General features: G+C 41.0%; 2 protein-coding genes. Both read right to left on the bottom strand.

Annotated features, from left to right (window positions below):
- Positions 1-47: 47 nt before the first annotated feature.
- Entirely contained in the window at positions 48-527 is a 480-nt protein-coding gene (locus CHI06_RS26640) for a GlcG/HbpS family heme-binding protein (RefSeq protein WP_095251667.1), read from the bottom strand.
- A gap of 27 nt (positions 528-554) precedes the next feature.
- Positions 555-2,018: an aldehyde dehydrogenase family protein gene (locus CHI06_RS26635; protein WP_095251666.1), complete on the bottom strand. Its 1,464-nt coding sequence runs from the start codon at positions 2,016-2,018 to the stop codon at positions 555-557.
- Positions 2,019-2,093: the final 75 nt, after the last annotated feature.

Genomic DNA, 2,093 nt, shown 5'->3' with positions numbered 1-2,093 from the left:
GCACAAATCAACAGCGTGCCATAATCAATAATAAGCTTTAACTTAGCCTAAATTTTAATATCTGCCTGTGTTAATACTGAAAGGCCATCACTTTCAACATGCTTTTGCAAGGCTTCGAGTGCTGCGGTTCCGACGGCTATATCCTGCTCTCCGTTCCCTCCGCTTACGCCTACTCCTCCAACCACTTCACCATTTACAACAATTGGGAAACCGCCAACAAAAATGGCGAATTTTCCTGGCAGCATCTGTTGAATCCCAAATGCTTCGTTGCCTGGTAATGCAGGACCATTTGGCTCTTTATTAAATAAATGAGTAGAACGTTTATGACCAGAAGCCGTGTAGGCTTTCGCAATTGCAATTTCTGGACCGGTGATTCTCGCCCCATTCATTCTTTCAAGAGCGATTAAATTCCCTCCGTCATCAACAATGGCGATGGTTTCCAGCACATTGATGTCCTCTGATTTCTTCTTAGCAGCTTCAATCATTAATTTCACTTCTTCTAGTTCTAATTTTAAGATGGTTTTCATTTATTTATTCTCCTCAAACTTTCTAATTTAATATCCGATATAAACGGTCTTTAATTGCGTAAAAAATTCCAAACCAACTCTTCCGGATTCGCGGAATGTTGATGTACTTGATTTTTTCAGCCCGCCAAATGGAGCATTCATTAAATTACCAGTGGTGGTTCGATTGACCTTTACGGTTCCGGCTTGAATGTCTTTTGTAAATTTAGAAGCGATTTTCAGACTATCTGTAACAATCGCTGCCGCCAAACCATACTCAACATCATTTGCAACCTGAATGGCCTCTTCATATGTATCGACTTCAATGACCGCCACTACAGGACCGAAGATTTCTTCCTTTGCAATTCGATGATCAGGTTTTACATTGATAAAGATAGCTGGTTGAACATAATAACCCTGTTGATACTTACCTGTTGTTAGTTGTTCACCGCCAAACACCAATGCTGCTCCATCTTCCTTCCCATACTCAATGTACTTCAGGACATTTTTCAATTGCTTTTCATTTGCCAGAGGTCCGATTTTCACGCCTTCCTCAAAGCCATTTCCTATTTTTAACGCACTTGTTTTTTCAATTAGTTTTTCCACAAATTGCTCTCTTACATTTTTCAAAACGATTACTCTGCTTGTTCCTGTACACGCCTGCCCAGTTAAGGAGAAACCACCGTTAATGGTTAATGTAGCTGCTAGCTCAATATCTGCATCATCCATAACGATTAAAGGATTTTTGCCGCCTAGCTCCATTTGTGTCCGAGTGGTAAATGAGGATTTTTTGTGGATATCTTCCCCAGCAGCAGTCGAACCGGTAAAGGTAATTGCCTTAATGGCAGGATGAGAAACCAAAGAATCCCCTACTTCTGAAGCCTTCCCTGTCACAAAATTCATAACACCTCTAGGTATACCAGCCTGCTGTAGTGCTTCAACAAGACGCAAAGCAATTAATGGTGTATCTGAAGAAGGTTTAAAAACCACTGTATTACCTGTGATTAATGCTGGTGCAATCTTTCTTGCAGGAATGGAAAGCGGAAAATTCCATGGCGTAATGACACTGATCACCCCAAGTGGTTCTCTTTCTGATATAACTTTCATATCTGGATCATCATTTGGATAGGTTTCTCCTGTTATCGTCTGTCCTTCAACGGCATAAAAGCGGAGAGTTTGTGCTGACCGAATGACTTCATTCTTAGCATCGGTAATATGCTTTCCTTCTTCCCTTGTCAACTCTTCCGCGTATTGATCAGCATTTTCTTCCAAAATGCTTGCTGCTTTATTTAAGATCGCTGCACGTTTTGATGGGGATGTCTTTGCCCAATTTGGAAATGCAGCTTGAGCTGCTTCTATGGCTGCTAGGACATCTTGCTCATTGGAGGCTTGGAAAGCACCGACAATGTCTTCTGTATTTGCTGGATTCACACTTACAAACTGTTTTTGGCTGACTGATGCCTGCCATTCACCATTTATATAGTTATTGAACGTTTTCACTTTTGTTGTTAACAAACGATCACCTTTTTCTTTTTTAATGGCTGTGTTAAATTAGGCTGTTGATTTGTGCTCCAGGCGCTTCGCTTTCCG

This window comes from Bacillus sp. 7884-1 (assembly GCF_002272245.1).
Taxonomy (GTDB): Bacteria; Bacillota; Bacilli; order Bacillales; family Cytobacillaceae; genus Neobacillus.
This window is presented reverse-complemented; position numbering and strand designations above follow the sequence as displayed.

Excerpts from the sequence above, each read along its gene's own strand:
- CHI06_RS26640 (WP_095251667.1), bottom strand. The coding sequence starts at position 527 with ATGAAAACCATCTTAAAATTAGAACTAGAAGAAGTGAAATTAATGATT.